Origin of the sequence: Pseudomonas edaphica, assembly GCF_965277385.1 — a bacterium.
Classification (GTDB): Bacteria; Pseudomonadota; Gammaproteobacteria; order Pseudomonadales; family Pseudomonadaceae; genus Aquipseudomonas; species Aquipseudomonas edaphica.
Map to the genome: position 1 here is coordinate 4,531,538 of NZ_OZ255725.1, position 22,244 is coordinate 4,553,781.

At 59.2% G+C, this 22,244-nt stretch carries 24 protein-coding genes; 19 read left to right on the forward strand and 5 right to left on the reverse strand.

The window, feature by feature from the left end; translation table 11 throughout:
• The first annotated feature begins 80 nt into the window (after positions 1–80).
• Together argJ and ACQY47_RS20580 are read left to right on the forward strand one after the other, a co-directional pair.
• Positions 81–1,298 carry a bifunctional glutamate N-acetyltransferase/amino-acid acetyltransferase ArgJ gene (gene argJ / locus ACQY47_RS20575; protein ID WP_017139797.1) on the forward strand — a complete coding sequence of 406 codons (1,218 nt, stop codon included), beginning with the start codon at positions 81–83 and terminating at the stop codon, positions 1,296–1,298.
• A gap of 19 nt (positions 1,299–1,317) precedes the next feature.
• Entirely contained in the window at positions 1,318–2,262 is a 945-nt protein-coding gene (locus ACQY47_RS20580) for a Nudix family hydrolase (RefSeq protein WP_428551410.1), read from the forward strand.
• A gap of 108 nt (positions 2,263–2,370) precedes the next feature.
• On the opposite strand, the gene ACQY47_RS20585 is transcribed toward ACQY47_RS20580, so the two are convergent.
• Genes ACQY47_RS20585 through ACQY47_RS20595 form a run of 3 tightly spaced genes read right to left on the reverse strand, consistent with a single transcriptional unit; the run spans position 2,371 to position 5,952 of the window.
• Positions 2,371–2,949, reverse strand: a complete 579-nt coding sequence (locus ACQY47_RS20585) for a cob(I)yrinic acid a,c-diamide adenosyltransferase (protein ID WP_017139799.1) — start codon at positions 2,947–2,949, stop codon at positions 2,371–2,373.
• Between the two features lie 2 nt (positions 2,950–2,951).
• Complete coding sequence (locus tag ACQY47_RS20590) at positions 2,952–4,988, reverse strand: sensor histidine kinase (protein WP_017139800.1); 2,037 nt, start codon at positions 4,986–4,988, stop codon at positions 2,952–2,954.
• Positions 4,989–5,034: 46 nt separating this feature from the next.
• A complete protein-coding gene (locus ACQY47_RS20595; protein WP_428551415.1) occupies positions 5,035–5,952 on the reverse strand; it encodes a putative 2-dehydropantoate 2-reductase in 918 nt (305 codons plus the stop codon).
• A 123-nt stretch (positions 5,953–6,075) separates the two neighbouring features.
• Between ACQY47_RS20595 and ACQY47_RS20600 the strand changes: the two genes are divergently transcribed.
• Together ACQY47_RS20600 and ACQY47_RS20605 are read left to right on the forward strand one after the other, a co-directional pair.
• Positions 6,076–6,561, forward strand: coding sequence for a YajQ family cyclic di-GMP-binding protein (locus ACQY47_RS20600; RefSeq protein ID WP_003209785.1), 486 nt, complete (start codon positions 6,076–6,078; stop codon positions 6,559–6,561).
• Between the two features lie 136 nt (positions 6,562–6,697).
• Positions 6,698–7,540 carry a mechanosensitive ion channel family protein gene (locus ACQY47_RS20605; protein WP_099549392.1) on the forward strand — a complete coding sequence of 281 codons (843 nt, stop codon included), beginning with the start codon at positions 6,698–6,700 and terminating at the stop codon, positions 7,538–7,540.
• Between the two features lie 190 nt (positions 7,541–7,730).
• On the opposite strand, the gene ACQY47_RS20610 is transcribed toward ACQY47_RS20605, so the two are convergent.
• Complete coding sequence (locus ACQY47_RS20610; protein ID WP_395600658.1) at positions 7,731–9,029, reverse strand: OprD family porin; 1,299 nt, start codon at positions 9,027–9,029, stop codon at positions 7,731–7,733.
• Between the two features lie 741 nt (positions 9,030–9,770).
• Between ACQY47_RS20610 and ACQY47_RS20615 the strand changes: the two genes are divergently transcribed.
• Together ACQY47_RS20615 and ACQY47_RS20620 are read left to right on the forward strand one after the other, a co-directional pair.
• Complete coding sequence (locus tag ACQY47_RS20615) at positions 9,771–10,196, forward strand: HIT domain-containing protein (protein ID WP_138454013.1); 426 nt, start codon at positions 9,771–9,773, stop codon at positions 10,194–10,196.
• Positions 10,197–10,199: 3 nt separating this feature from the next.
• A complete protein-coding gene (locus tag ACQY47_RS20620) occupies positions 10,200–10,406 on the forward strand; it encodes a SlyX family protein (protein ID WP_017139805.1) in 207 nt (68 codons plus the stop codon).
• Between the two features lie 85 nt (positions 10,407–10,491).
• Here ACQY47_RS20620 and ACQY47_RS20625 read toward each other — a convergent pair whose 3' ends face one another.
• Positions 10,492–11,094 carry a cold-shock protein gene (locus tag ACQY47_RS20625; RefSeq protein WP_003193875.1) on the reverse strand — a complete coding sequence of 201 codons (603 nt, stop codon included), beginning with the start codon at positions 11,092–11,094 and terminating at the stop codon, positions 10,492–10,494.
• A gap of 432 nt (positions 11,095–11,526) precedes the next feature.
• On the opposite strand from ACQY47_RS20625, the gene ACQY47_RS20630 reads away from it, so the two are divergent.
• From ACQY47_RS20630 to tolB, 13 genes are all read left to right on the forward strand, one after another.
• Entirely contained in the window at positions 11,527–12,000 is a 474-nt protein-coding gene (locus ACQY47_RS20630) for a Dps family protein (RefSeq protein WP_003193874.1), read from the forward strand.
• Positions 12,001–12,181: 181 nt separating this feature from the next.
• Positions 12,182–12,523, forward strand: coding sequence for a ribbon-helix-helix domain-containing protein (locus tag ACQY47_RS20635; protein WP_017139807.1), 342 nt, complete (start codon positions 12,182–12,184; stop codon positions 12,521–12,523).
• A 168-nt stretch (positions 12,524–12,691) separates the two neighbouring features.
• Positions 12,692–12,913, forward strand: coding sequence for an FmdB family zinc ribbon protein (locus ACQY47_RS20640; RefSeq protein WP_017139808.1), 222 nt, complete (start codon positions 12,692–12,694; stop codon positions 12,911–12,913).
• A 107-nt stretch (positions 12,914–13,020) separates the two neighbouring features.
• Positions 13,021–14,796 carry an aspartate--tRNA ligase gene (gene aspS, locus ACQY47_RS20645; RefSeq protein ID WP_017139809.1) on the forward strand — a complete coding sequence of 592 codons (1,776 nt, stop codon included), beginning with the start codon at positions 13,021–13,023 and terminating at the stop codon, positions 14,794–14,796.
• A gap of 136 nt (positions 14,797–14,932) precedes the next feature.
• Entirely contained in the window at positions 14,933–15,679 is a 747-nt protein-coding gene (locus ACQY47_RS20650; RefSeq protein WP_017139810.1) for a YebC/PmpR family DNA-binding transcriptional regulator, read from the forward strand.
• Positions 15,680–15,834: 155 nt separating this feature from the next.
• Entirely contained in the window at positions 15,835–16,359 is a 525-nt protein-coding gene (gene ruvC / locus ACQY47_RS20655; RefSeq protein WP_024077147.1) for a crossover junction endodeoxyribonuclease RuvC, read from the forward strand.
• Between the two features lie 67 nt (positions 16,360–16,426).
• Positions 16,427–17,038, forward strand: a complete 612-nt coding sequence (gene ruvA / locus ACQY47_RS20660; RefSeq protein ID WP_056858571.1) for a Holliday junction branch migration protein RuvA — start codon at positions 16,427–16,429, stop codon at positions 17,036–17,038.
• Positions 17,039–18,097, forward strand: a complete 1,059-nt coding sequence (gene ruvB, locus ACQY47_RS20665) for a Holliday junction branch migration DNA helicase RuvB (protein ID WP_017139814.1) — start codon at positions 17,039–17,041, stop codon at positions 18,095–18,097.
• 139 nt (positions 18,098–18,236) lie between these two features.
• Positions 18,237–18,692, forward strand: coding sequence for a tol-pal system-associated acyl-CoA thioesterase (gene ybgC / locus ACQY47_RS20670; RefSeq protein WP_015885610.1), 456 nt, complete (start codon positions 18,237–18,239; stop codon positions 18,690–18,692).
• A gap of 1 nt (position 18,693) precedes the next feature.
• Positions 18,694–19,389 carry a protein TolQ gene (tolQ, locus tag ACQY47_RS20675; RefSeq protein ID WP_003209819.1) on the forward strand — a complete coding sequence of 232 codons (696 nt, stop codon included), beginning with the start codon at positions 18,694–18,696 and terminating at the stop codon, positions 19,387–19,389.
• 23 nt (positions 19,390–19,412) lie between these two features.
• A complete protein-coding gene (tolR, locus tag ACQY47_RS20680; RefSeq protein WP_161630238.1) occupies positions 19,413–19,865 on the forward strand; it encodes a protein TolR in 453 nt (150 codons plus the stop codon).
• Entirely contained in the window at positions 19,865–20,938 is a 1,074-nt protein-coding gene (gene tolA / locus ACQY47_RS20685; RefSeq protein ID WP_017139816.1) for a cell envelope integrity protein TolA, read from the forward strand. Before tolR ends, tolA begins: the two co-directional genes overlap by 1 nt.
• Positions 20,939–20,955: 17 nt before the next feature.
• Positions 20,956–22,236: a Tol-Pal system beta propeller repeat protein TolB gene (gene tolB, locus ACQY47_RS20690; RefSeq protein WP_032865998.1), complete on the forward strand. Its 1,281-nt coding sequence runs from the start codon at positions 20,956–20,958 to the stop codon at positions 22,234–22,236.
• Positions 22,237–22,244: the final 8 nt, after the last annotated feature.

Sequence of the window (22,244 nt, forward strand, 5' to 3'; positions counted from 1 at the left end):
TGCCGTCGCGGCGTTTTGCCATTAATTTCACCGTTGATCGCGACGGTACAGACATCACCTATTCTTTAAGGAGCGCATTCATGGCTGTTGGTCTTGGTCCTTTGCCCACTTTGCACCCGGTCGCCGGTTTTGAACTCGGTATCGCTTCGGCCGGCATCAAGCGCCCGGGGCGCAAAGATGTAGTGGTGATGCGCTGTGCCGAAGGCTCGACGGTTGCGGGCGTATTCACGCTCAACGCGTTTTGCGCCGCACCGGTCATCCTGGCCAAGCAACGCGTGGCAGGTTCGATCCGTTACCTGCTGACCAACACCGGCAATGCCAACGCCGGTACCGGCGAGCCAGGCCTGGTTGCCGCTGCGCGCACCTGCGCCAAGCTGGCCCAGTTGACCGGCGTGGATGCCAGCCAAGTGCTGCCGTACTCCACCGGCGTGATCGGTGAGCCGCTGCCGGTGGAAAAAATCGAAGGCGCGCTGCAAGCCGCACTGGATGACCTGTCTGTGGATAACTGGGCGGCTGCGGCCACCGGCATCATGACCACCGACACCCTGCCCAAAGGCGCTAGCCGCCAGTTTGTACACGATGGCGTGACCGTTACCGTGACCGGCATCAGCAAGGGCGCGGGCATGATCCGCCCGAACATGGCCACCATGCTCGGCTACATTGCCACCGACGCCAAAGTCTCCCGCGACGTGCTGCAGCGCCTGATGCTCGACGGCGCCAACAAGTCGTTCAACCGCATCACCATCGATGGCGACACCTCGACCAACGACTGCTGCATGCTGATCGCCACCGGCCAGGCCAACCTGCCGGAAATCACCTCCACCGAGGGCGCGCTGTTCGCCGCATTGAAGCAGGCGGTGTTCGAAGTGTGCATGGACGTGGCCCAGGCCATCGTGCGTGACGGTGAGGGCGCAACCAAGTTCGTCACTGTTGAAGTGAACGGCGGCGCTAACCACCAGGAATGCCTGGATGTCGGTTACACCGTGGCCCACTCGCCCCTGATCAAGACTGCACTGTTTGCTTCCGACCCGAACTGGGGCCGCATCCTCGCTGCCGTCGGCCGTGCCGGTGTGCCGGACCTGGACGTCAGCAAGATCGACGTATTCCTTGGCGACGTGTGCATTGCCAGCCGTGGCGCTCGCGCTGAAACCTACACCGAAGCCCAGGGCTCGGCGGTGATGCAGCAGGAAGAAATCACTATCCGCATCGAGTTGGGTCGCGGCGAGTGCAGCGAAACCATCTGGACCACCGACCTGTCCCACGAGTACGTGAAGATCAACGCGGAATACCGCACCTGACAGCCAAGAGGAAAGCGTGGTGAAACGAGTGCATGTAGCAGCAGCGGTGATCCGTGGCGTCGACGGCAGGATCCTGCTGGCACGCCGTGCCGATACCCAGCACCAAGGCGGCCTCTGGGAGTTTCCCGGCGGCAAGGTGGAGGCTGATGAGTCGGTCGCAAGCGCTTTGTCCCGCGAGTTGCAGGAAGAACTGGGCATCCAGGTCACCACGGCGCGCCCGCTGATCAAGGTGCAGCATGACTACCCGGACAAGCAGGTGTTGCTGGATGTCTGGGAAGTATCGGCCTTTACCGGCGAGCCCCATGGTGCCGAAGGGCAGCCGTTGGAATGGGTGACGCCGCGGGACTTGCTCAACTATGAGTTCCCGGCGGCGAATGCACCGATTGTTGCGGCTGCCCGTTTGCCCGCTGAATACTTGATCACACCAGGCGAACTGGAAGCCCCCACCTTGTTGCGAGGTGTCCAGAAAGCCATTGCCGGTGGCATCAAGCTGGTTCAACTGCGCGCGCCCAACGGTTACGACCCTAAATACCGTGACCTGGCGGTGGACGCGGTGGGCCTGTGTGCCGGCAAGGCGCAACTGATGCTTAAAGGGCCGTTCGAATGGCTGGGGGATTTCCCTGCCGCCGGCTGGCACATGACCTCGGCGCAGTTGCGTAAATACGCGAGTAAAGGCCGCCCGCTGCCGAAGGGTCGCTGGTTGGCGGCTTCTTGCCACAACGCCGAAGAGCTGGCACTGGCAGAGATGATGGACGTGGATTTCGTCACGCTGTCGCCGGTGCAGCCGACCCAGACTCATCCCGATGCCCAGCCTTTGGGTTGGGAGCAGGCGGTAGAGTTGATCCGTGGGTTCAGTAAACCGGTGTTTCTGCTGGGCGGGCTTGGGCCGGCTGAGCGGGAACAGGCTTGGAAAGCCGGGGCTCAGGGTGTGGCAGGCATTCGCGCGTTCTGGCCTGAGGCATGATGATCGTTCCCACGCTCTGCGTGGGAATGCCTCTTGTGATGCTCCGCGTCACGCTTTGGGGCGCGGAGCGTCCAGGGCTGCATTCCCACGCAGAGCGTGGGAACGATCTTAGTGAGGCTTGGCCGCCGCCTGCCACAACACTTCCACCACACCCTGACGCTTGGCAATCACCCGCGCCGCCACAAACAGCACATCCGACAACCGATTGATATACGCAAGCCCCACGCCTTCCAACGGCTCAATCGCATTCAACTGCTGACACCGCCGCTCCGCACTGCGCGCCAGGCTGCGGCACACATGGGCCTGGGCAATCAGCGCTGAACCGCCGGGCAAGATGAAGTTTTCCAGCGGCCCGACTTCCTCATTCCAACGGTCAATCGCCGCTTCCAGCCGGTCGACTTCTGCGGCATTCAACGCTTTGTACACGGGCATCGCCAACTCACCGCCCAAGTCGAACAAGCGGTGCTGGCACGGTGTAAGCACCTCGATCACCTCCTTGAGTTGCGGGTGCTGGCCGCTTTGTTCTTCAAGGTTGGCCAGCAGCAAACCCAACTGGCTGTTCAGCGTATCCACCTCGCCAATGGCTTCCACGCGAGGGTGGTCCTTGGGCACGCGACGGCCATCACCCAGGCCCGTCTCGCCCTTGTCGCCGGTGCGGGTGTAGATCTTCGACAGGCGAAAGCCCATGGTCATTGCTCCAGTTGAGTCAGTTCATAGGGTGGCATCTGGCTGCCGGCCAACGGCAGGCGCAGGGTAAAACAGGTGCCTTGGCCGAGGGTGGAATGCACTTCCATCTGGCCTTTATGGTTGTTGGTGATGATGAAGTACGACACCGACAGCCCAAGCCCGGTGCCTTGGCCGATTTCCTTAGTGGTAAAGAACGGCTCGAACGTGCGTTTGCGCACGTTCTCGCTCATGCCGATGCCATTGTCTTCCACCTGGATCTCCGCCCACGGCGGGTTGAGGCGGGTGCGCAAGATGATGCGCCCCGGCTCGCTGTCGTCTTCACGCAGGTGAATGGCTTGCGCAGCGTTTTTCAGCAGATTGAGCAGCACCTGTTCCAGCTCGTTGGCGGTACCGGGCACCGGGCCCAGTTGCGGGTCGAACTGGCGGATGATCGCCTGGCCCTTGAAGTCGAAGCCGATGGTCAGGTCGAAGTCGTTACCGGCAATTTCCACGGCCTGGTCGATCAGTGCCGGTAAGTCGCACGGCGCCATCTGGCGGTTACTGCGGCGGCTGAAGCTGAGCATATGGGTGACGATTTTCGCCGCCCGCGCGCCGGCTTGCTGGATGCCATCGAGCAATTGCGGGACTTCGCGGCTTTGCAGGTAGTGGTTGACCGTCTCCAGCTCGATACCGGCCTGTTCGGCGTGTTCCAGGTTCTTCGGCAGGTCGGGGGACAGGCGCCGGCGGATGTTCTGCACGTTATGCAGGATCGCCCCCAGCGGGTTGTTGATTTCATGGGCCATGCCCGCAGCCAGGCCGCCCACGGAGAGCATTTTTTCCGACTGCACCATCATTTCTTCCAGGGACAAACGCTGGGTGATGTCGTCGATACGGATCACCACGCCGCGCCCGGCACCGCCCATCAACGGGTAGAAGGTCAGGGCGTAATGCTTGGGTTCGTCATCCTTGATCCAGGTGACACGCTCAATGCGCTCCACCGTGTGCTGCTCCACCGTGGCTTTTATCTGCGGCAGGTAGGGTTTGAGCGGCTGGAAGGCGAGGAAGATCGGCTGGTTCAGCGCTTCATCCAGGCGCGTGCCGGAAAGCGCCGTGGCTTCCTGGTTCCATTGGGTGACGTAAAGCTGTTCATCCAGGGCGATCAGCGCCGACGGCATCGAGTCGATGATGCTGTTGAGGTAGTTCTGGAAGCCGGTGAGCTTTTTCTCGATCTTGCTGCGCACCTGCACTTCCAGTTCGAGCTTGCGGTTGGTGTGGCGTGTTTCTTCGGCCAGGCCCTGGGCTTGGTCGTAGGCGGCCTGAGAGTCGTCTCGCGCACGTTTGAGCTGCTGCTCGCGGGCTTCGATGCGCGACAACATGGTGTTGAAGGCTTCGGCCAGGCTGCCGATTTCATCATGGTTGCCGCGCCCGGCGCGCAGGGCGTAGTTCTCTTCGCGCGTCACCTGGCGTGAGAGCTCTTCCAGCTCATGGATCGGGCGGGTGATCAGGCGTTTGATCTGGCGGGCGATGATCAGCCACAGCAATACGCTGAAAATCAGGATGCCGAGGCTGGCGGTCAATGTGCCGGTATAGAACGCCATAGGCAGCTCACTGCTGGCCACCAACAGCAAATGCCCGGACGGCTGGCCGGCGCGGGGCAGGGTGATGACCTGGTTGCTGCGAAACTCAGTGAGGCGCCAGGCTTCGATATGCCGGTAGTTTTCCGGCAGGTGCAGACGGTTGCCGTGCTGCATCTGCGCCAGCAAGGTGCCGTCGCCGTCGTACAGCGCGGCGGCGCGTAATGGCGAATAGCTGGTCAGCTCATTGAGCAGGGCGTCGGCCTTGGCCGGGGATTCAAGGGCTTCGGCGGCCAGCGACGGGTTGGACACCAATCGACCGATGGCCTGCAACGCCTGGGGCGCCATGCTTTCCTGGGAGATCCAATAGGCGGCACTGATAAACGTCAGGTTGGCCACCAGTAATACCGTGGTCAACAGCACCAGCAGGGCGGCCAGCAGTTTCTGCCCTACCGGTAGATTTTCTAGACGCTGGCGCAGTGGCATCAGGTTTTTTCCAGGTGATAGACAGGTAGGCAGGGTAGCGCGTGCCTCAGTCGCTGGCCAATCCGCGTGTGTGCAAGTAGTCGACCAGGCGCGCCCGCAACTGTTGCAGATGCGGCAGCACCAATTGATGGCGCTCTGCCGCCTGGCACGCATAACCGAGCAGGTAGCTGATTTCGGTGCGACGGCTGGAGGCCACATCCTGATACATGGACGAATAATTGGCCGCGGTGGCCTGGATCACCCGTTGCACTTCGCTGTGCAGGTCCTGGGCGGCGGCGGGTTGGCCGCAGTATTCGAGCAACTCGCTGAGTTCGGCGCACAAGGTCGCGACTTCGCATTGGTGGGCTTGCAGGCCGCCGTTGCGGCACTGGTAAAGCACGGTCAATGGGTTAATGGCGCAATTGAGCGCCAGCTTGCGCCATAAACGCGTCAGGATGTCGGTGCTCCACTCATGGGGAATGCCGGCGGCGTGCAGGTCGTCCAGCCACAGCGGGGGAGTGGGGTGCCGCGCGTCTCCCAGCCAGGTGTAGCCGTGGCCGGCGAAGACCACGCGCCAATCGCCGTCGCGAAACGCGCCTTCGGTGCTGGAGGCAAAGATACAGCGGGCCTGGGGCAGTTGCGCGGCCACCGCGTCCTGGCTGCCAAGGCCGTTTTGCAGCAGGATCAGCTCAGCGTCCGGTACCAATCGGTGTTGCAGCTGTGCGATCGCGCTTTGGGCGTCGTAGGCTTTGCACGCCACCAGCAGGCGATGAATCGGCCCGGGGCTGTCAGGTGTTTCGCCGATCACCGGGTAAGTATTTTCTATGCCGTGTTCCACCAGGGTCAGGCCGCTCGCCTTCTCATAGCTGGCCAGGCGTGCTGCATCGCGCACTATCAGCCGCACGGGCAGGCCCGCGCGCGACAATCGCGTGGCCCAGAGGGTACCCAGGCTGCCGGCGCCGAGAATATGCCAGGTGGTCGACATCAGTTTGTGCTCCGTAGGGTCGCCTGCGATGAATGGTGCGAAAGAACCGCTATAATGCCTCGGCATTTTAGCTTGGGCGCGCTCCATCTCTACTGAGCCCGCCCCTTATATTGGAGAAATGACATGCCTTCGTTCGACGTGGTATCCGAACTGGACAAACACGAAGTCACCAACGCCGTCGAAAACGCCGTCAAGGAACTGGACCGTCGCTATGACTTGAAGGGCAAGGGCAGCTTCGAGTTCAAGGAAAAGGAACTGACCGTCAACCTGACCGCTGAAGCCGATTTCCAGCTGGAAGCGATGATCGAGATCCTCAAGCTGTCGTTGGTCAAGCGCAAGATCGACGCGCAATGCCTAGAAATCAAGGACGCCTACGCCTCCGGCAAACTGATGAAGCAGGAAGCCGTGCTGAAGGAAGGCATCGACAAGGAGCTGGCGAAGAAGATCGTCGCTCACGTCAAAGATGCCAAGCTAAAGGTCCAGGCCGCCATCCAGGGCGAGCAGGTACGTATCACCGGCAAGAAGCGTGACGACCTGCAGGAAGCCATTGCTGCCCTGCGCGCCAAGACCTTTGACATGCCGCTGCAGTTCAATAACTTCCGCGACTGATGGCACATTGGGGAACCTGTGGGCGTTTTTGACGTCCCACGCCCCAGAAACAGTGCCTACACTTGAGCCCTTCGGGGCTCATTTGCGTTTTAAGGCAGTCAATTAAGCCGCACATCCGCGCAACAGGAGAAGATAGATGGATTTAAACGTTGAAATGGATCACCTGATCAAGACCTCTGAGTCTTGGCTCCCGATGATTATGGAATACGGCAGCCGGTTTTTGCTGGCCGTGGTCACCCTGGCCATCGGTTGGTGGCTGATTAACGTGTTGACCCACCGCGTGGGGCGTTTGCTGGCGCTGCGTAATGCCGACCTGGCGCTGCAACATTTCATCACTAACCTTGCCAACATCGCGCTCAAAGTCATGCTGGTGGTCAACGTGGCCTCGATGATCGGCGTGGCCACGACCTCGTTCGTGGCCGCGATTGGTGCCGCTACTCTGGCCATCGGCCTGGCATTGCAAGGCAGCCTGGCGAACTTCGCCGGTGGCGTACTGATCCTGTTGTTCCGTCCGTTTCGCATTGGTGACTGGATCGAAGCACAAGGCACTTCCGGTACCGTCGACAGCATCCAGATCTTCCACACCGTGTTGCGCACCGGCGACAACAAAACCGTGATCATCCCTAACGGTAGCCTGTCCAACGGCCTCATCACCAACACCAACCGTCAGCCGACCCGCAAGGTGGTGTTTGATGTGGGGGTCGACTACGAAGCCGATTTGCAGAAAGCCCGTGAAGTGCTGTTGGAGCTGGCCAAAGACCCACGCGTGCTGGCTGACCCTGCGCCTGTGGCAGTGGTGTCGACCTTGGGAGACAGTTCGATCACTGTCTCCCTGCGTTGCTGGACCAATACCCCGGATTATTGGGATGTGGTGTTTATGCTCAATGAACTGGCGCGTGATCGTTTGAAAGGGGCGGGTATTGATATTCCGTTTCCACAGCGAGTTATTCGCGTGATGCAAGAACCGCTTGCCAAATAACTAAGCGCGGGTTGTCGAACTTGGCCGATAGGTCAAGTTTGATGCATAAGGCCAATGTAGTTACTTAGCTTGCTAGTTATTTTTCTTGTGTAATAAAACTGAAATAAAAAAGCCGCTCCCTTGCAAAACAGAGGAGCGGCTTTTTAGTTAAGGCTTACGCCTTAAGTCATCATTGTAATTAAACAGCTAATTACAAGATGTTCAGCGGGTATTGCGCGATCAGACGCAGTTCGTCGATCGACGCCGAACCGTAGTACACGCCATCAGACGAACGATAGGTCGCTTGACGAACGCGCAGGCTCAGGTCTTTTGCCGGGCCGCTCTGAACCACGTACTTGGCTTCGATGTCGCGTTCCCACTCTTTGCCGTTCGAAGTGGTGCCAGTGTTGGCGCCGCTACCGCTGACATAACGAGTCATGAAGCTCAGGCCTGGCACGCCGAAAGTGGCCATGTTCAGGTCGTAGCGAGCTTGCCAGGATTTTTCGTCTTCAGCGTTGAAGTCGGAACGGGCGATGGAGTTGGCCAGGAAAATCGTGCCGCCGCCGTCTACGCCGTAGCCGTAGTCACCGTCACCGCTGACTTTCTGGTAGGCCAGGGTGAACGTGTGAGCCTGGATGGTGTACGCGCCTTGCAAGCTGTACGCACGGTTATCCAGTTTGGTGGTGTTGTCTTTTTCTGCGCGCTGCAGGCCGGCGCCATCGCTTTTGGTGCTGTAGATGTTGAAGTCAACGGCCAGGGACTGTTCATTGCTCAGCGCGTGAGTCCAGTTCAGGTTGGCGTAGGTCTTCTTCCAGTAGTCTTCGGTCTTCGCGTAGTAGAGGCTGGCGCTGACTTCCGGCGTCAGGGCATAGACACCACCGATAAAGTCGGTTTTGGTCAGACCCAGGCTGTCACGGTATGTCTGTGCTTGTGCCACGCTCGAGGTGAAGTGACCGCCTTCGAGTTTCAGGCCCTTGATCTCGTTGCTGGTGATCGAGATACCTTGCGGCAACTCTGGCAGCAAGCGGCTGTCGTCGGACGCGAACACAGGCGCGGTGGTGTACTGGTCGCCGACTTTAAGCACGGTGTCGGAGATGCGGAACTTAACGGCGCCGCCGCCTTTGGAGTAGTCGTCTTGCGAGCGACCGTCGGCACCGGTAGGGAACAGGCCAGTGCCCGAGCGACCCTTGCCGCTGTCCAGTTTCACGCCCAGCAGGCCGATCACGTCAACGCCGACACCGATAGTGCCCTGGGTGAAACCCGATTGGTACAGTGCGTTGAAGCCCAGGCCAGTTTCTTCGACACGGCTTTGAGCCTTGCCATTGATGATTTTGTAGCCGCCAGCCGGCTCATTACGGAAATCACGGCTGAAATACAACATACGAGTATTGATGCCGAAAGTGCTGTCTTCAACAAAGCCTTTGGAATCGTCCTGGGCGGACGCCATTGCGTACTGCGAAACGCCGGCTGAAACAGCCAGGGCGATCATGCTCCACTTCATCACGCGCATCGTGATTTGCTCCTTTGGTTTTAGGAAGAGTACTGCCGTCCCACCTGTATTTTTATCTGGGCGGCTCTTTCTTTTTTGTGTCGGCGCAAAGTTATATCACGCAGACCCTATTGACGATACTTACTCATCTATCCTTTCAGCTTCTTTACGAGGCTGTCGTAAATTGCTATTTCCCTGTCGCAAATTCACAGCCCGAGTGTGACCAGGCTGACAACTAAAGTGCAGTATTCATACCCCTTGCGAAGTTTGAACTCATCCTTGAAAGGCACCTGAACGCTACTGTTTCTTATCGCGTAACACCTGTATCCATACGGGTGCCGTTGCCGACGATACGGGTGTGAATGCAACAAGCGTGCACAAAGCGGTAACCGAATGTCATTTTTTCGTGAAAAACGTTACGGCCGTGTAAAAACCGCATAAGCACGGGCTTTTTACGTCGTTTGGTTTGGGCTTGACGCCCCGCTGAAACACCTGTTGGGAGGTACAAAAATCCTGTGCCAGGGCAAAGCGTTACCGGTTCACCCCTTGAGTGGGTAATTGGCGGATCCCTTTGAGGCACGGGTGGGTCATTTTGGTGCATCCCGCTGAGGCCCGATTTAGCGTAGCTCAAATATTTGCCTGCCTCGAAAGGGTGCGTGCTTTTTTGCCCGGTTGCCTGAACGCTCCCGCATTCGCCGTGAAGCCTCGGGCATTCGAAGGTATGCTGGGCACCTGAAATTGACCTGCCGAACGGAGTGCCGCGTGTTCGCCTTAGACCAACGCCTGCAACAAGACACACTGGCCATTGGGGACTTCCCGCTCTGCCGCCTGCTGCTGTCCAACGACGCCAATTACCCCTGGTTCATCCTGGTGCCGCGCATCAACGGTATCAGCGAAGTGTTTCAACTGGATGTCGCAGATCAACAGATACTGTGGCAAGAAACGACAGTCTTGGCGCAACAGCTCAACACGAGCTTTGCCGCCGACAAAATGAACATCGGCGCGCTGGGGAATGTCGTCAGTCAGTTGCACGTGCATGTGATCGTGCGCAAACGTGACGATGCGGCCTGGCCGGCACCGGTCTGGGGCAAACACCCGGCCCGGCCTTATACCGAAGAGCAAGTGGCGGCGATTCGCAGCCAATTGCGCGGGCTATTGCCTGCCGACTTCATCTTTAGCCAGGACTGAATCATGGATCTGCAAGACCGCGTTACCGATCTGGAAAGCCGCCTGGCCTTCCAGGACGACACCATCGAAACCCTCAATGACATCCTGGTCACTCAGCAGCGTGCGGTTGAGCGCCTGCAAATGCAGATGACGGCGCTGCTCAAGCGCCAGGAGGAAATGGGCGGGCAGTTCGAGACCTCCGAAGAAGAAGCACCGCCGCCACATTATTAATCGGTCCTTCGTTAAACAGCCGCGCATAAAAAACCGCGATCCAGCTCAGCCGGATCGCGGTTTTTTTATGCGCTGCGGGTAGGAATCAGCGACGCGGCAAGGCCGCAATCACGTCTTCGGCTTGCAGGCCTTTGTCGCGGTTCATGACGGAGAACTCCACGCGCTGGCCTTCGACCAGGACGCGATGGCCTTCGCCACGGATGGCCCGGAAGTGGACGAAGATATCGTCGCCCGAATCGCGGGAAATAAAGCCGAAGCCTTTGGAGGTGTTGAACCACTTGACGGTCCCGGTATCCCGGTTGGTCATGTCGTAGTTTTGCGACGCCGCGGCAGGCGACGAACGGTAGAAGCTGATGGCCAGGTGAAGAACGATGGCGACCACAGCAATCACCAGGCTGAGCAGGATGGCCGGGTGGCCGCCCACTTCAGGCATAGGTGCCAGGAGGGTGAGGGTTTGCACGACAACGGTCAGTACCAACAGCGCGCTGACCAGGTTTTGCAGTTGATGACGCGTGCCTTTGTTCCAGTAAGGGATTACCGGTGCGAGCGTCAGGTTAAGAAGGCCGAACAAGGCCAGGTACAGGGCGTCGTGTTGTTCCAGGTACGGCAGGCTTTCAGGCTGCAGACTCGGAATAAAGGACAGCAGCAACGCTGCAACGCCCGTCAGGAGGTGGACGATTTTCAACATTTTGATTAACTCACGTTAAGACGGATCACAAGGAAGAGCTGACTGGCACGGTTCGCTTCTGAACAATGGGAGGCGTTGAGCACGTGCGCGGGTATCAGCCTATGTGGCGTACCGCAGAAATGAACGGTAACCACACGCCGCCTATTTAACAGCAAAGGCTGTGCCTACTCAAATCAAGCATTTCGGGGCGTTGCAAGGGCAAAGGCATTTCTGCGTCAAACCCTTGTCCTAGACAGTGGCGGGGTTTGCGAGCGGTAATTTTAAAGTTTTCCGACTCGTCACAAAGGTTGGCCCGTCGCTCATAGGTGCAGCCGTGGAGAGGGGCGATATGTCGCACGCTGTCTGCCTGTGTCGGGCTGCACACCGCCGGCACTCTTGCTAGAGTGGTCCTGCACCTGATCAATGAATGTTCGTCAATTGAAGGGGAAAAACATGGCAATCGATATTGGTATCAGTGAAGAAGATCGTAAATCCATCGTCGATGGGCTTTCACGGCTGCTGTCCGATACCTATGTACTGTATTTGAAAACCCACAACTTCCACTGGAACGTCACGGGTCCCATGTTTCGTACGCTGCACTTGATGTTCGAGGAGCAGTACAACGAACTCGCGCTGGCGGTGGACTCCATTGCCGAGCGTATCCGCGCCCTGGGCTTCCCGGCGCCGGGTGCCTATTCGATCTATGCCCGGCTGTCTTCGATCAAGGAAGAAGAGGGCGTGCCCAGCGCCGAAGAGATGATCAAGCAACTGGTGGCCGGCCAGGAAGCCGTCACCCGCACCGCGCGCGGTATTTTCCCACTGCTCGACAAGGTCAGCGACGAGCCGACCGCCGACCTGTTGACCCAGCGCATGCAGGTTCACGAGAAAACCGCGTGGATGCTGCGTTCGTTGCTTGAAAACCAGTAAAGCCCCCCCCTGAGCGGCGCCTTCCCGGCGCCGCTCGCTTGTTTCTCCGCATTTCCTGCCGTTGTCCTACAACTTTCCAATCCGCGTCTTCTGGCTGCCCCTCTCGCCCTGCTGTTTTATAGGCCCACTGCCCAATGGGAGAAACCCATGGGCTGCTGTTTGGCAATGGAGTGTCAGGTGTATGTCACGCGGAGTGGGTAATGGAGTGATGGAAACCGCCGGTTTTCACAAGATAAAGGTCGACCCCTTTGCCAAAGGGTTCGACATGGGACTGGCCAAGCCATTGTCCCGGTCGGTCAGGCTCAATGGGTTTTCCACCTGCCTGCGTCTTGAGCAGATCTACTGGAATATCCTCACGGAGATAGCCAGGATCAATGCCTGTTCAGTCAGCGCGTTGCTGTCGTATGTCGATCGGGAAGTGCATTTGCGTTACGGGGGAGTGAAGAACTTCAGCGGGTTGGTGCGGGTGGTGTGCGTGGTCCACGTATTAAAAGATCGTGCCAGCGCCACGGGCCTGGATTAAACCGCCGGTTGCGAAGCAGGCCCACCGTCAAGGCGGGCCAGGCTTCGGGCAGAAAGCCGGCTGCGCTGTGTCGATTTACCAGATATAATCCCGCGCTTTGCTGCGCGCCCCTGGCTTATCCACAGGGTGGGCGTGGCGCAGTTACGATCTGATCGCCGAGACATCTCCATGCCCATGTACGATTATCAATGTGCTTCCTGTGGTCATCAGTTGGAAGCCATTCAGAAGATCAGCGCCGCGCCGCTGGTCGATTGCCCTGCCTGCCAGGCACCTGAGCTGAAGAAGATGTTGTCCATGCCGGGCTTCCGCCTGAGCGGCGGCGGCTGGTATGAGACCGACTTCAAGACCGGCGCCAAGAAGAATCTGGCGGGCGGCGACAAAGCAGACTGAGTTGAACTCTACGCGCAGGCTCCTGCATTATCCGTCCCCTGCTTAACTGTACGGTGACAAGGCGAGCCTCCACCGAATTTCGAATTACGAGAAGTGAAACCACTACCATGATGCGCAGCCACTATTGCGGCCAACTGAACGAGACCCTGGATGGTCAGGAAATCACCCTTTGCGGATGGGTTCACCGTCGCCGCGACCACGGCGGGGTGATCTTCCTCGATATCCGTGATCGTGATGGTCTGGCCCAAGTGGTGTTCGACCCGGACCGCGCCGAGAGCTTCGCCGCCGCCGACCGCGTGCGCAGCGAATACGTCGTTAAAATCACCGGCAAGGTGCGCCTGCGCCCGGCCGGTGCTGTAAACGCCAACATGGCCTCCGGCGCCATCGAAGTGCTGGGCTATGAGCTGGAAGTGCTGAACGAGTCGGAAACCCCGCCGTTCCCACTCAACGAATACTCCGACGTGGGCGAAGAAACCCGCCTGCGCTACCGTTTCCTGGACCTGCGTCGTCCGGAAATGGCCGAGAAACTGCGCCTGCGTTCGCGCATGACCACCAGCATCCGCCGCTTCCTCGACGAAAACGGCTTCCTCGACGTCGAAACGCCGATCCTGACCCGGGCCACCCCGGAAGGTGCGCGTGACTACCTGGTGCCGAGCCGTACCCACGCCGGTTCCTTCTTCGCATTGCCGCAATCGCCGCAGCTGTTCAAGCAACTGCTGATGGTCGCCGGCTTTGACCGCTACTACCAGATCGCCAAGTGCTTCCGCGACGAAGACCTGCGCGCTGACCGTCAGCCGGAATTCACCCAGATCGACATCGAGACCAGCTTCCTCGATGAAAAAGAGATCATGGGCCTGACCGAGCAAATGATCCGCAACCTGTTCAAGGAAGTGCTGGACCTGGAATTCGGCGAATTCCCGCACATGACCTTCGAAGAAGCCATGCGCCGCTACGGTTCCGACAAGCCAGACCTGCGTAACCCGCTGGAACTGGTGGACGTGGCCGACCAGCTCAAGGAAGTCGACTTCAAGGTGTTCAGCGGCCCGGCCAACGACCCGAAATGCCGTATCGCCGCCCTGCGCGTGCCTGGCGGCGCGAGCATGCCGCGCAAGCAGATCGACGACTACACCAAGTTCGTCGGCATCTACGGTGCCAAAGGCCTGGCGTACATCAAGGTTAACGAGCGCGCCAATGGCGTTGACGGCCTGCAATCGCCGATCGTGAAAAACATCCCGCTGGACAACCTGAACGCGATCCTCGACCGCGTCGGTGCAGTCGATGGCGACATCGTGTTCTTCGGTGCCGACAAGGCCAAGATCGTCAGCGAAGCCTTGGGCGCGCTGCGCATCAAGCTCGGTCACGACCTGGACCTGCTGACCTGCAAGTGGGCGCCGATGTGGGTCGTCGACTTCCCGATGTTCGAAGAAAACGAAGACGGCAGCTTCAGCGCCTTGCACCACCCGTTCACCGCGCCGAAGTGCTCGCCTGAAGAGTTGGAAGCCAACCCGGCCGGCGCACTGTCGCGCGCCTACGACATGGTGCTCAACGGCACCGAGCTGGGTGGCGGTTCGATCCGTATCCACCGCAAAGAGATGCAACAAGCGGTGTTCCGCCTGTTGGGCATCAACGAAGCGGAACAGGAAGAGAAGTTCGGCTTCCTGCTCGACGCCCTGAAGTACGGCGCACCGCCGCACGGTGGCTTGGCGTTTGGCCTGGACCGTCTGGTGATGCTGATGACCGGCGCCCAGTCGATCCGCGAAGTGATCGCCTTCCCGAAAACCCAGAGTGCTGCGGACGTCATGACCCAGGCTCCGGGCGTGGTGGATGCCAAGGCGCTGCGCGAACTGCACATCCGTCTGCGCGAGGCGCCGAAGGCTGAGTAAGGCTGCGGCGTGAAAGCGCAATAAGGTTTTACGCAGTCAAAAAGGCGCATCTTCGGATGCGCCTTTGCGTTTAAAAGAGGGAATTCCTGCCTGGGGCGGGATTGATAAGGTTTCTAGAGAATTTCGGAGTTGTGTTATGGCTGGCCATTCCAAGTGGGCGAACATCAAGCACCGCAAAGAGCGTCAGGATGCCAAGAAAGGCAAGATCTTCACCAAGTGGATTCGCGAACTGACCGTCGCCGCCCGTCAAGGCGGTGGTGACCCAGGTTCCAACCCGCGTCTGCGCCTGGCGCTGGACAAGGCCTTGGGCGCGAACATGAGCCGCGACATCATTGATCGCGCGGTGGCCCGTGGTGCCGGCGCTGCCGATACCGACGACATGGTCGAGCTGAGCTACGAAGGCTACGGCCCAGGCGGCGTGGCGGTGATGGTTGAGTGCATGACCGACAACCGCAACCGCACCGCGGCTGCTGTGCGCCATGCCTTCAGCAAGTGCGGCGGCAACCTGGGTACTGATGGCTCGGTGGCTTACCTGTTCGAGCGCAAGGGGCAGATCACGTTCGCCCCCGGCACCGATGAAGACGCCCTGATGGAAGCGGCCATGGAGGCAGACGCCGACGATGTGGTGACCAACGAAGACGGCTCCATCGACGTATTCACCTCGTTTGCCGGCTTCTACGCCGTGCGTAACGCGCTGGAAGCGGCGGGTTTCAAAGGCACCGACGCAGAAATCGTGATGTTGCCGACCACCAGCGCCGAGCTGGACCTGGACGGCGCGCAGAAAGTGCTGAAGATGCTGGATATGCTCGAAGACCTGGATGATGTGCAGAACGTCTACTCGAATGCCGACATCCCGGAATCCGTAGCCGAACAACTCACCTGAGCACCATGAAAATCGCCTGTGGGAGCTGGCTTGCCTGCGATAGCATCACCTCGGTTTGACGGAAATACCGAAGTGTCTGCATCGCAGGCAAGCCAGCTCCCACATTTGATTGTTGTTGGCCGCAAGAATCGTGTTTCTCCCAACCTGCAGGCGTTATGACTTTAATCCTTGGTATCGACCCCGGTTCGCGCATCACCGGTTTTGGCGTGGTGCAACACACCCCGCGTGGCTGCGTCTATGTCGCTTCGGGCTGCATCCGTACCGGCGCGGGCGAGTTGGCTGAGCGTCTGCAGATTGTGTACCGCGGCGTGCGTGAAGTGATCCAGACCTACGGGCCGGTCACCATGGGCATCGAAAAGGTCTTCATGGCCAAAAACGCCGATTCTGCCTTAAAGCTCGGCCAGGCCCGTGGCGCTGCTATTGTGGCCGGTGCGGAGGAGGGCATGGAAATCGCCGAATACACCGCGACCCAGGTCAAACAGGCCGTGGTCGGCACCGGCGCGGCGAATAAAGAGCAGGTGCAGATGATGGTCATGCACATGCTCAAGCTCACCTCAAAGCCGCAAATCGACGCCTCCGACGCCCTGGCCATTGCCATTTGCCATGCACACACGCGTTCCAGCCTCTTGCCGCATGGCCTGGGCACCGCACGCAGTCGTGGCGGGCGGCTGCGTCTCTGATAGCATCAGCGCAATCGTTATTTCCGGTCAGGCCGTGCTCTGACCCCAAGCTTTAAGGATCTGAACCGTGATTGGACGCTTGCGCGGCACCCTGGCTGAGAAACAGCCGCCGCACCTGATTCTGGATGTAAATGGGTTGGGGTATGAGCTGGAAGTGCCCATGACCACCTTGTACCGTTTGCCGTCGATCGGTGAGCCGATAACATTGCACACGCATTTGGTGGTGCGCGAAGACGCGCAATTGCTCTATGGTTTCATTGGCAAGCGCGACCGCGACTTCTTCCGTGAGCTGATTCGCCTCAATGGCGTGGGGCCAAAGCTGGCGCTGGCGTTGATGTCGAGCCTGGAAGTGGACGAGTTGGTACGCGCGGTTTCGGCCCAGGACACGTCAGCGTTAACCAAGGTGCCTGGTGTCGGCAAAAAAACCGCCGAGCGCCTGCTGGTCGAACTCAAGGACCGTTTCAAGGCCTGGGAAGTGGTGCCGAACATGTTCGCGCTGGTGCCGAATCAGCCGGACATGCCGGCCGGCCAGGTCGCCAGTGCCGAAAGCGATGCCGTGAGCGCGCTGATCTCCCTGGGCTACAAGCCCCAGGAGGCGAGCAAAGCCGTGTCGGCCATCAAGGACAAGAACCTGAGCAGCGAAGACATGATCCGCCGAGCCCTGAAGGGAATGATTTAAGTGATTGAAGCTGATCGTCTGATCGCGGCCACCGGCCCGCGCGACCGTGAAGAAGTCCAGGACCGCGCCATCCGCCCCGTCAGCCTTGCCGACTATATCGGCCAGCCGACTGTGCGCGAGCAGATGGAGCTGTTTATCCAGGCTGCGCGTGGGCGCAACGAGTCCCTCGATCACACGTTGATCTTCGGCCCGCCAGGCCTGGGCAAGACCACCCTGGCGATGATCATCGCCCAGGAGATGGGCGTGTCGATCAAGTCCACCTCCGGCCCGGTGCTGGAGCGTCCGGGTGACCTGGCCGCGCTGCTGACCAACCTTGAGCCGCACGACGTGCTGTTTATCGACGAGATTCACCGGCTGTCGCCGATCGTCGAGGAAGTGCTGTACCCGGCCATGGAAGACTTCCAGCTCGACATCATGATCGGTGAAGGCCCGGCGGCCCGCTCGATCAAGCTCGACCTGCCGCCGTTCACGTTGGTCGGCGCCACCACACGCGCCGGGATGCTGACCAATCCGCTGCGAGACCGTTTCGGCATTGTTCAACGTCTAGAGTTCTATAGCACTGCCGATCTTGCGACGATTGTCAGCCGTTCGGCGGGCATTCTGGGGTTGCCGCTGGACCCGGAAGGCGCGTTCGAAATCGCCCGCCGCGCCCGTGGCACGCCGCGTATCGCCAACCGCTTGCTGCGTCGTGTGCGCGATTTTGCCGAGGTGCGGGCGAAGGGGCATATCACCAAGGCCGTGGCGGATTTGGCCTTGAACCTGCTGGATGTGGATGAGCATGGCTTCGACCACCAGGATCGACGTCTACTCTTGACCATGATCGAGAAGTTCGACGGTGGCCCGGTCGGTGTGGACAGCCTGGCCGCGGCGATCAGTGAGGAGCGCCATACCATTGAGGATGTGCTGGAACCGTACCTGATCCAACAGGGTTACATCATGCGTACGCCAAGGGGCCGCGTGGTCACGCGCCACGCGTATTTGCACTTCGGGTTAAACATTCCGTCACGATTGGGCGAGATGCCTGTAGTAGACGAATTCCTCGATGCAGTGGACGATTAATAACACCACGCCAGACGATTTATCTGAAGTTTGTGCTGTCCTAGTGGCTGGTGTCGTCATTCAGTCGTTAGAAATGCTGAATAGAATGCAAAAACAGTTGCCCAGCCGGATTGGCAACCTGAGGAGTAAGCACTAGAGTATGCGCGCGCAAAACGGGGATCAGTCGTTCGCACATCGCTGTCGCGTTTATTACGAGGACACCGATGCCGGCGGCATCGTTTATTACGTTAACTACCTCAAGTTCATGGAGCGGGCTCGAACCGAGCGGCTACGGGAGCTGGGCTTTGCCCAGTCCCAGCTGGCAGGGGAGGACCTGTTATTCGTCGTGCATTCCAGCGAGGCGCGCTACCACGCACCGGCGCGACTGGACGACGAATTGCTGGTCAGCGCTGAAGTTATCGAATTGAACCGTGTCAGCCTGCGCTTTAAACAGCAGGTCAGGCGGGCAACGGATGCAACGCTGCTCTGTGAGGGGCAGTTCCTGGTGGCCTGTGTGCGCACCAATAGTTTGAAACCCCGGGCCATTCCCGAAGCTCTACGTGCGGCCTTTGCCGACGTAAGCGGCGCGGGTAAACAATCAAAGCAGGAGATTTAGCGTGGAACCTACCGTCGTCGACCATTCCTCCATGTGGAGCCTGGTCAGCAATGCCAGTGTTGTGGTTCAACTGGTGATGCTGGTCCTGGTAGCCGCATCGGTTACCTCTTGGGTCATGATTTTTCAGCGCAGCAACCTGCTGCGTGCCGGTCGACGTGCCCTGGAGAGCTTCGAGGAGCGCTTCTGGTCGGGTATCGACCTGTCCAAGCTGTACCGTCAGGCCGGTAGCAACCCGGACCCGGATTCGGGCGTAGAGCAGATCTTCCGCGCCGGTTTCAAGGAATTCTCGCGCCTGCGCCAGCAACCGGGTGTTGACCCGGAAGCGGTCATGGAAGGCGTGGCCCGTGCCATGCGCGTTGCCATCTCCCGCGAAGAAGAAAAGCTTGAACAAAGCTTGCCGTTCCTCGCCACCGTCGGTTCCGTGAGCCCGTACATCGGCCTGTTCGGTACCGTGTGGGGCATCATGAACTCCTTTCGTGGCCTGGCCCAGGCGCAACAAGCGACCCTGGCCACCGTGGCCCCGGGTATCGCCGAGGCCTTGATCGCCACCGCGATCGGCCTGTTCGCCGCTATTCCCGCAGTAATTGCTTACAACCGTTTTGCCGCTCGTGGCGAAACCTTGATCAGCCGTTACTACACCTTCGCCGATGAATTCCAGGCGATCCTGCACCGTAAAGTGCACACCAGCGAAGAATAAGCAGGTAATTTCCAATGGCTTTAATCGCTCGAGCTCGCAAAAAGCGCAAGCCGGTCGCCGAGATGAACGTAGTGCCTTACATCGACGTGATGCTGGTGCTGCTGGTTATCTTCATGGTGACCGCGCCGATGCTCAATCAGGGCGTGAAGGTTGATCTGCCCAAGGTTTCCAGCGAAGCCTTGCCGCAAGACAACAACACCCAGGTCCTGACCATTTCGATCAAGGCTGACAAGACCTATTACTGGAACCTTGGCAGCGAAGTCGACACCCAGAAACAGCAGGACAAGGCCATGACCTTGCCGCAGATGACGGACGCCGTGACCAAGATCATCCGGTCCGGCAACGAAGGCGGCAAGCACACGCAAGTGTTCATTCGCGGCGACAAAGTGGTCGACTATGGTTCCGTCATGGGCGCCATGGGCGGGCTGCAGAAGGCCGGCGTGGGTAACGTTGGCTTGATTACCGAGGCGCCCTGATGCAGCAACAGCGAGAGCCGTCCGCCTCGGAAAGCTACTTCTGGCCTAGCGTCTGGGCAATTGCCCTGCACGTCCTGGTGTTTGGCATGCTGTTCGTCAGCTTTGCCATGACCCCGGACCTGCCGCCAGCCAAGCCGATCGTGCAGGCGACCCTGTATCAGCTGAAATCGAAAAGTCAGGCCACCACCCAGACCAATCAAAAGATTGCGGGTGAGGCCCAGAAGTCGGCTGCGCGCCAGACCGAAGTCGAGCAGATGGAACAGAAGAAGGTCGAGCAGGAAGCGGTGAAGGCTGCTGCGGAACAAAAGAAAGAAGAGGCGGCTCAAAAGGCCGAGGAATCGAAAAAGGCTGACGAAGCCAAGAAAGCTGACGAGGCCAAAAAGGCTGATGAAGCCAAAAAAGCCGATAAAGCTGCCGAAGCTAAAAAGGCTGAAGAGAAACAATTGGCTGATATAGCCAAGAAGAAGTCTGAAGAAGAAGCCAAAAAAGCTGCCGAAGAAGAGGCCAAGAAAAAGGCCGCTGAAGACGCCAAGAAGAAGATAGTCGAAGACGCGAAGAAGAAAGCCGCCGAAGACGCCAAGAAAAAAGCTGAAGCAGACGAGGCGAAGAAGAAAGTCGCCGACGACGCGAAGAAGAAAGCTGCCGCCGACGCCAGCAAGAAAAAGGCCCAGGAAGCAGCGCGTAAATCCGCCGAAGAGAAAAAGGCCCAGGCCTTGGCAGATTTGCTCTCCGACACGCCGCAGCGTCAGCAAGCCTTGGCCGATGAACGTGGCGATGAAGTCGCGGGCAGTTTCGACGACCTGATTCGGGCACGGGCAGCGGAAGGTTGGACACGTCCACCTTCGGCACGTAAAGGCATGACAGTAGTGCTGCAGATCGGCATGTTGCCGGACGGTACGGTGACTTCGGTCAGCGTGTCCAAGTCCAGTGGTGACGGTTCGTTCGACAGTTCGGCGGTTGCCGCGGTCAAGAACATTGGCCGGTTGACCGAGATGCAGGGAATGAAACCAAGCGACTTCGCTCCCTATCGTTCATTCAAGATGACATTCACACCTGAGGATCTAGCCTTGTGAGAAACCTTCTTCGAGGAATGCTTGTCGTTATTTGCTGTATGGCAGGGATAGCGGCGGCGGATGAAAAGAACATTCTGGTCACCAGCGGTAGCGATCGGGCCACCCCGATCGCGGTAGTGCCGTTCGGTTGGCAGGGCGGCAGCGTGCTGCCGGACGACATGGCCCAGATCGTCAGCGACGACCTGCGCAACTCCGGCTACTACGCGCCTATTCCAAAAGGCAACATGATCAGCCAGCCGACCCAGGCCAGCGAAGTCATTTTCCGTGACTGGAAAGCGGTAGGCGCCCAGTACCTGATGGTCGGCAGCATTACGCCGGCCGGCGGTCGCCTGCAAATCCAGTACACGTTGTTCAACGTGGCCACCGAGCAGCAGGTCTTGACCGGCAGCGTATCGGGCACCGCCGAACAACTGCGGGACATGGCGCACTACATCTCGGACCAGTCGTTTGAAAAACTCACCGGTATCAAGGGTGCGTTCTCGACACGTCTGCTTTATGTAACGGCTGAGCGTTTCTCCGTAGACAACACGCGTTACACCTTGCAGCGTTCGGACTACGACGGTGCCCGCGCCGTGACCTTGCTGCAGTCGCGTGAGCCAATCCTGTCGCCGCGCTTCGCGCCGGACGGCAAGCGTATTGCCTATGTGTCGTTCGAACAGCGCCGCCCGCGCATTTTCGTGCAGCACATCGATACGGGTCGTCGTGAGCAGATCACCAACTTTGAAGGCCTCAACGGTGCCCCTGCGTGGTCGCCGGATGGTTCGCGCCTGGCGTTCGTACTGTCCAAGGACGGCAACCCGGACATTTACGTGATGAACATGGCTTCGCGGCAGATCAGCCGTGTAACCAGTGGCCCGGGCATCAATACCGAACCGTTCTGGGGTAAGGATGGCTCGACCATCTACTTCACCTCCGACCGTGGCGGCAAGCCTCAAATCTACAAAACAAGCGTAGGTGGCGGTGGCGCGGAACGCGTGACCTTTATTGGTAACTACAATGCCAACCCTAAGCTTTCGGCCGATGAAAAGACGTTGGTGATGATTCACCGTCAGGATGGTTTCACTAATTTCCGGGTTGCGGCCCAGGATTTGCAGCGTGGAACGGTAAAAATCCTCACAGATACCAACCTTGATGAGTCAGCCACTGTTGCGCCCAACGGCACCATGGTAATCTACGCCACCCGCCAGCAGGGCCGGGGAGTCTTGATGCTCGTGTCCATTAATGGACGCGTAAGGCTCCCGCTTCCTACCGCACAAGGCGAAGTCAGAGAACCATCCTGGTCCCCTTACCTGAACTGACGCGGCGC